8 protein-coding genes are annotated in these 6,829 nt (G+C 59.3%); 7 read left to right on the top strand and 1 reads right to left on the bottom strand.

The genetic code is table 11. The annotated features are described in order from the left end of the window. On the top strand, positions 1 to 423 hold a 423-nt coding region (locus tag EDC36_RS11575), incomplete at its 5' end, for a PD-(D/E)XK nuclease domain-containing protein (RefSeq protein ID WP_207895078.1). Between the two features lie 33 nt (positions 424 to 456). Here EDC36_RS11575 and EDC36_RS11570 read toward each other — a convergent pair. Continuing rightward, on the bottom strand, positions 457 to 1,200 hold the full coding sequence (locus EDC36_RS11570; RefSeq protein ID WP_132963423.1) for an endonuclease/exonuclease/phosphatase family protein: 744 nt from the start codon (positions 1,198 to 1,200) through the stop codon (positions 457 to 459). Between the two features lie 256 nt (positions 1,201 to 1,456). Here EDC36_RS11570 and EDC36_RS13540 point away from each other — a divergent pair, with 256 nt between their 5' ends. The 6 genes from EDC36_RS13540 to EDC36_RS11540 all read left to right on the top strand — a co-directional run bounded on the left by EDC36_RS13540 (position 1,457) and on the right by EDC36_RS11540 (position 6,829). After that, on the top strand, positions 1,457 to 1,819 hold the full coding sequence (locus EDC36_RS13540) for a pilin (protein ID WP_132963422.1): 363 nt from the start codon (positions 1,457 to 1,459) through the stop codon (positions 1,817 to 1,819). 64 nt (positions 1,820 to 1,883) lie between these two features. Next, a complete protein-coding gene (locus EDC36_RS11560) occupies positions 1,884 to 3,704 on the top strand; it encodes a PglL family O-oligosaccharyltransferase (protein ID WP_132963421.1) in 1,821 nt (606 codons plus the stop codon). A 182-nt stretch (positions 3,705 to 3,886) separates the two neighbouring features. Further along, positions 3,887 to 4,312: a type IV pilin protein gene (locus EDC36_RS11555; RefSeq protein WP_165902864.1), complete on the top strand. Its 426-nt coding sequence runs from the start codon at positions 3,887 to 3,889 to the stop codon at positions 4,310 to 4,312. Further along, positions 4,300 to 4,854, top strand: coding sequence for a prepilin-type N-terminal cleavage/methylation domain-containing protein (locus EDC36_RS11550; RefSeq protein ID WP_132963419.1), 555 nt, complete (start codon positions 4,300 to 4,302; stop codon positions 4,852 to 4,854). The genes EDC36_RS11555 and EDC36_RS11550 overlap by 13 nt, the downstream gene beginning before the upstream one ends. Next, complete coding sequence (locus EDC36_RS11545; RefSeq protein ID WP_132963418.1) at positions 4,848 to 5,564, top strand: PilW family protein; 717 nt, start codon at positions 4,848 to 4,850, stop codon at positions 5,562 to 5,564. Before EDC36_RS11550 ends, EDC36_RS11545 begins: the two co-directional genes overlap by 7 nt. Positions 5,565 to 5,590: 26 nt before the next feature. Next, entirely contained in the window at positions 5,591 to 6,829 is a 1,239-nt protein-coding gene (locus EDC36_RS11540) for a hypothetical protein (protein ID WP_132963417.1), read from the top strand.

Below are 6,829 nucleotides of genomic sequence, written 5' to 3'. Positions count from 1 at the left end.
CTGCTGCTGCGCCGCATGCTGGCCAGCGCCGACGCGCAAGCCTTACGCGCCCACTTCGAGCGGCTGTTCGCCTCCATCCCACACGACTGGTACCGTGCCAACCCGATTGCGCAGTACGAGGGCTACTTTGCCAGCGTCTGCTACAGCCACCTGGCCAGCCTCGGGGTGGAGATCATCGCTGAAGATGTCAGCAACGAAGGCCAGTGTGACCTCACCGTCAAGCACGCCGGCACCGCGTGGGTGTTCGAGTTCAAGGTCGTGGAGGGCGACCAGGGCACGGGCGAGGCGCTGCGGCAGCTGCAGGCCAAGGACTACGCGGCCAAGCACCGCGGCGCGCCGGGCGTGGAGCGTGTGATCGAAGTCGGCGTGGAGTTCAGCCGCAGCAAGCGGCAAATCGTGGGGTGGGACACGCGGGTGGGGTGACGCGCGCCCGGCTTGGCGCGCCGCCCGCCGTGTTTACGCCCATTGCAACTGGGCCACCAGCGGCAGGTGGTCGGACCAACGCGCCCACCCCGGGCCGTGCGGGGCGTGCAACGCCACCACGCGCAGGCCACGCGCGTACACGCGGTCCAGCGCCAGCAGCGGCCAGCGTGCCGGGTAGGTGGGCACGTGGGCTTGCGGCGCCGTGCGCAGCCCCAAGGCCGCCAGCGGGGCGTGGAGGCGCTGCCCCCAGTCGTTGAAGTCACCGGCCACCACCAACGGCGCCGCGGGCGGCACCGCCTGGGCCAGGTATTCGCCCAACGCACGCACCTGCCGCACGCGGCTGGCGTGGATCAACCCCAGGTGCACCACCACCACGTGCAGCGCCACGGTCTGCCCGCCGCGCGGCACCGCCAAAGTCACGTGCAGCAAGCCACGCTGCTCCAGCCGGTGGTCGGACACATCCCGGTGCGCGTGGTGCAGCACAGGGTAGCGGCTCAACAGAGCGTTGCCGTGCTCACCGTGGCGCGTGACGGCGTTGGTGCGGTACACCGCGTGGTAGCCCGGCGGCGCCAAAAACTGCGCCTGGTCGCCGACCGGCCAGTGACCAAAGCGCCGTTGCAGCCGGCGGTGGTACGCCCGCACCTCCTGCAGGCACACCACGTCCGCACCCAGCGCCGCCACCGCGTGCGCCAGGTTGTGCACCTCCAGCCGCTTCAGCGGCCCCACACCCTGCACACCCTTGTGGATGTTGTAGGTGGCCACACGCAACCCGTCCATCGGGGTTGCATTGTCGCGCAACACCCCGGCCCCTCCAAAGGGGGCCGCCACGCACCCCATCAAGCCACACCGTTCACATCAACCTTTCACGTCAATTTTTGATGTCACCTTGACATCCGCCACCCCACCGTCGCACCATCGCCACAGGGGCGGGCACGAGCCGAGCCCACCGCGCCTGAGCTGGCACGCCCTGTGCTAGGATGAACACAACCCTGCACCCGCAGGGCCATCTTGTGTCCATCATTGGAGGTTCATCATGAAACGTGTCCAACAGGGCTTCACGCTCATCGAGCTGATGATCGTCGTGGCGATCATCGGGATTTTGGCGGCGATTGCGTTGCCGCAATATCGGAGCTACACAAAGAAGTCAGCAGAAAATGCTTGCCTGGGTGAAGCAAAAAGTTTCACCAATGCGATCGTCGCAGCCATTGCCAATCAGGACTCCAATCTATTACCCGGAAGCGGGTCACTACCAACCACGGGAGCATGTCAATCGTGGAACCCAACATCAGTAACCTTAAGCTCGACAGGAACACTGGTCGGCACACCTAAGAACCCGGGCACTAAAACAGCGTCATGCGATCTTAGTACCGGCAATTGCAGCCTCTCTGGAACTTGATCCCCCATTACTTAAACTACTATCAAGGCGCCGGCTGGCGCCTTGTTTTTTTAAACCGAACCACATGACGACACCACAACGGATAAGCCATCAGCTGATGATCGTCCTAACGACGGTGTTGTTGGCACTTGCATTCGTATTTCCACTCCATCTAACTCCCTGGAGCACATTTTATAACGAGCTTCTCTTCGCAGTCGCCATCATACTGGTGCTCTCAATTTATCTTGACCGATCCCCAACGTTCGATATTCGGTTTCACACCATCTGCGCAACGCTCTTCGTCTTGCCCTTGATGCACACCCTATGCGCTCACGGTAATGCCGTGTTGGAACAAACCTGGGTTTGGGGTGCGTACATGGTTGTTGCGGTGCTGGCTCACCATATCGGAGCGCAGCGTAAAGCGCCTCGGGGCATTGATATGGTGCTTTGGCCGGTTGCCATCGCGGCTCTTCTTTCCGTCGTTGTGGCTACGTTGCAATGGACAGGTACTCTAGCCAAAGGTGATTGGGATCCGGCATTTTTCTTTCCAAGCCAGGGCGGTGGCCGCACCGCGTCCAACATTGCTCAGGCCAACAATTTCGGGACGTTGTTGATCGTGGGCTTTTGGAGTGTGCTGCACCTGACGCTCAGGCCCTGGCAACACCCATGGGCCCGGCGTCTGGCACCGTGGTTGGCTGGGCTCGGCGCAGCAGCCCTAACCTTTGGCGTGTACCTGAGTGGGTCTCGCACGGCGACGCTCAATCTGATATTGGCGCCGATCTTGGTGGCTTGTTGGCTGCGCTGGCGTGGCCAAAAGCTTCGATCATCTTTACTGGCTTGGTCGCTCGCACCCATCGGGCTGCTGCTCGTACTGGAATTAATCATGCCGCCGCTGGCGGAAGCGCTTGGGCTACCGTCCCCGCCGGAGGATCGATCGCTCACCTCCGACAGCGCGCGCCTTCGGCTGTGGAGCATGGCTTGGGCTGCTGTGCTGGAATCGCCTTGGTGGGGCCATGGCCTGACTGCGATGGCCGAAGCGCACTTACGTCTGAGCCCGGTCTACGGGGCCATTGACTACCGCATTGCTGCCCACGCCCACAATACGGTGCTGGACCTGCTGTTGATGTTCGGCATCCCCCTCGGGGCAACCGTGGCAGCCTGTGTGGCGTGGCTCTGGTGGCGCGCATGGCGTGCAGCGCAAGAACCTGCCCAACTTTGGGTCTGGCTGATGGGGACTGCCATGCTGGTGCACGCATTGCTGGAGTACCCGCTGCACTACGGTTTTTTTCTTTGGTTGTGGTGTTTGCTCGCGGGTCACCTGACAGGCGCGCCTGGGCGGCCCATACATCTGCGATGGCCACTGCTGGCCAGCTTGGTGTGGCTGATGCTGAGCGTAGCGGCGGCGTATCCCATTTGGCGGGGCTACCTGGAAGTCGAAAAGTTGTACACGCTACTGAGGCAACAGGGAACAAACGCAGTACGCGTCGGGCTGCCGGCGGTCCACCCCTGGTCGCGCGCGCTCTACCCCGGGCTGCTCGCCCGCCTCGACTGGCTCACGCGTCCCACCAGTGACATCGCAGCCTTGTCTGACGAGGAAATGCAACAGTTGGTGCGAACGGCGCACGGGTACCCGCTGCCCGGCCTGCTGTGGAGGACCACCCTGGCCTATGCATACCGCGGCGACGCACAATCGGCCGCCTGGTACGGTCAGCGCCTGTGCAGCATGTTCCATCCTGGCTTGTGTGAACAAGCCGTCAAGGAATGGCCGGAATTAGGCAAGGACCGAGCAAACTGGCCGGACCTACCATGGCAGGCCTGGCTTGAAGCACCGGTGCCGGGGCGTCCGCCCCCATCGTCAACCGTGGGTGCGGCCACAAGCCAAGCCGACGCCCGAGGAAGCGAGTGATCCCACCGACAACACATAGACAATGCGCCCGATGTCCGCGGTAGCTTAGGCTGGTCGGGGCACGCGGCGTCGTTGAGGAACACCTCGACCGCTTGGCGCCCGCAGCGCGCCGGTCGTCGGTAACGCCTCGACGGCGCGCTACCAAACATTAAGCTATGTCCGAACTGATATCGAGGCCTGGTATGCACCCCCCCACAATACGCGTCATCACCCATTCGCCACGCGGCTTTTCTCTGATTGAGCTCATGGTCGCCGTAGCGATCGTCGGAATCTTGGCGATGATCGCGTATCCGGCCTACATCAACTACCGGATAAAAGCAACGCGCGGCGCCGCGCAGACGGCCCTGCAGGACGTTGCCCTCGAAGTAGAAAAGCAGCTTTATTCCAAAGCCTACAATCAGATCGACATTAACACCATTGTCAGCACGCGCGTCGATCCGGCGGTGAGCAGTGAATACACGATCAGTGGCACCATAACATCAGCCACAACCTACCAGCTAACCGCCACCGCCAAAAGTGAGTCAACATTTGCAAAACGCGACACCAACTGCACAATATTAACCATATCGAGCACAGGCACACGATCCCCCACATCATGCTGGAACTAAAGCCGGTCGCCCACCGCGGCGTCACCTTAATCGAACTGATGGTCACCGTGGCCATCATCGCCATCGTTGCCACAGTCGCCGCACCCTCCCTACGCGAATATATTGTGCGGCGCGACATCATTCGCGCCGCAACTGAACTTCAAAACCTGATCGCCAGCGGTATTACAGAAAGCAGTTCGCGACGCCATTTAGGCGCCACCAACAGCTCCGACACTCTTCTCATTGTGGATACATCGCGCAATGTGGCATGTCTCACCACAAACAACCAGACCGACTGCGCCACAGGGTACTTGCGGATCGCACCATCCAAGTCTTGCAGCGCCTGTACGGTCACAGCCACCATTGATGGAACCAACGCGGCCAACGTGCGAATCACCATCGACCGACGCGGCTTGCTTAATTTTGGTGGCGGAAACGATGTCGCGCTAACTATTGCCAACAACAGCAATTACGCGATTACTATCACCCTCAATCGCCTCGGTGTCAGCCGCATGTGCACACCCACAGGGAAACAGCCGTTGGGCGAGGTGCCGGTATGTTAAGTCCTTACGCGACAGACGCACACCCCTCAGATCAGCGCGGGGTATCGCTGGTCGAGCTCATGGTGGGTATGACGGTAGCGCTGCTGGTCACGGTTATGATAGGCGGGAGCTTTCTGGCCGCAACGCGCACAGGGGGTACGATGTCAGCACAGCTCGACGTTCAGTACCAACTACGGCGCACAGCTGACATCATTGCCGCCGAGCTACGGCGCGCCGGGTACGACAGTCAGGCAACTTTCTCAACCAACCGGTTTACAAAACGAACAGCACCCGCAACCGATATTTTTTCACACAAGAGCGAAACCTGTGTGCTCTTTGCTTACGACAACACAATGACCACCACTGCAAACGATAATTTTTTCGGCTTTCGTCTAAACAACAACACAATTCAAATGCTACTCGAACAAACGAATCTGGATACCTCGAGCAGCAGCACATGTGACAGCCATCCCGCATGGATGCCGTTAACAGATCCACGCACGCTTCGCATTACAACATTTACCGTTACATTGGGCTATCAATGCGTGCCTTTAGGCCCCCAGAGCGCAACCCAAACCGCCCCCGAACAAACCACGCCGTGCACCGGCATCAGTCGCCGCGAAATACGAACTGCATACATCGTGTTGACCGGCCAATCCGTGCGGCAAAGCGACTTACCCAGTATGACCGTGCGAACATCGGTGCGTCTACCGAATGATCGCATTCTGTAAACCGGACAAATCCATCGACATCAACCATGCTACGCCCCCTCTACCAAACCCGTCAGCATGGCTTGGCCTCGCTGCTAATCACGGTCGTGCTGGTTTTAGCTGCGACACTGCTGGCGCTTACACTTAACCGCACGACGATTGCGGAATACGTCATGCTGCGCAACCAAAAGGCACAGCAGCAAGCCTTCATCAACGCCATGTCAGCCCTGGAGACGCTCAAGGCTAACTACGCAAATAACGCGGCAAATACGAGTCTTGATACCACAAACATGAAAGCCGCGGTCTGCTCAAGCGAAAGCGCGATAAATGCATGGCCATCGTCGCCTACAGCTTTATGCGGCAGCGGTGGTTCTATGCCAACGATCATCGTCGCCGTTGGGCGCAGCGATGATGCAACTGCCATTGAGCGTGTCACCGAACGCCTAATAGGCACCAACCCCACCCAGGGAGGGCGTCAGTTCCCAACCCCTTTACTCACAGGCGGGGCCGCCAATATCGGCGGAAGCGCAACCGTAATCAATTATTTCAATGACTTTACCATCTGGGCCGGCGGCAATTTGAGCGCACAAAACGCCACCATCAACACATTAATTCGGAATACCGCTACCGACCCCAATCCAACACCAGAAACACGCGACTACCGCGCGACCAATGCAGGCCCGAACTGCAACAACGTGCCTGCAGGATACACTTGCTCCACCAACATGGGCAACAATAACAGCATCGTAGGCCTGGACATCATCGACAACGATCCAACCTTATTGACACTCTCAGGACTTACTTCCGACGATTTTCTCCAGGCCAGCCTCGGTACCGGCATGAGTCGACAAGCTTTTGTTAACTATTATGCTGGTTGGACGGTCGACTTGCGGGGCAACTTTCAGACAACATATGGATATCCACCCTCAAGCAGCAGCTTTGATTCCGTCATGAACAACGGTACCCCACGTGCGCGCGTGGTTTATGTGCATGGCGACCTCGACATCAGTGGGAATACCACATACGGCTCCGCGTCCGCACCCATCCTGCTGGTCGTTGATGGTAACGTACAGATAAAAGGGACGTTTTATGGCAGCATTATTTCCATGGGAACCTTTTCCACCACTGGAAATACGACCATCTATGGCGCAGTGCTGTCCAAGAATGCGGGCGGCGGGTCTGGCAATACCACCATTGTTTATGATCCTTATCCCAATCTAAATTATCAACCCTTCGCCGGCGCAGGCAAACCCCAAGCCATTCCCGGTAGCTGGAAAGACTGGTGA

The organism is Tepidimonas ignava, from assembly GCF_004342625.1.
GTDB lineage: Bacteria > Pseudomonadota > Gammaproteobacteria > Burkholderiales > Burkholderiaceae_C > Tepidimonas > Tepidimonas ignava.
Note: the sequence above shows the minus strand (reverse complement) of the source record. Positions and strands in the feature narration are given on the sequence as shown.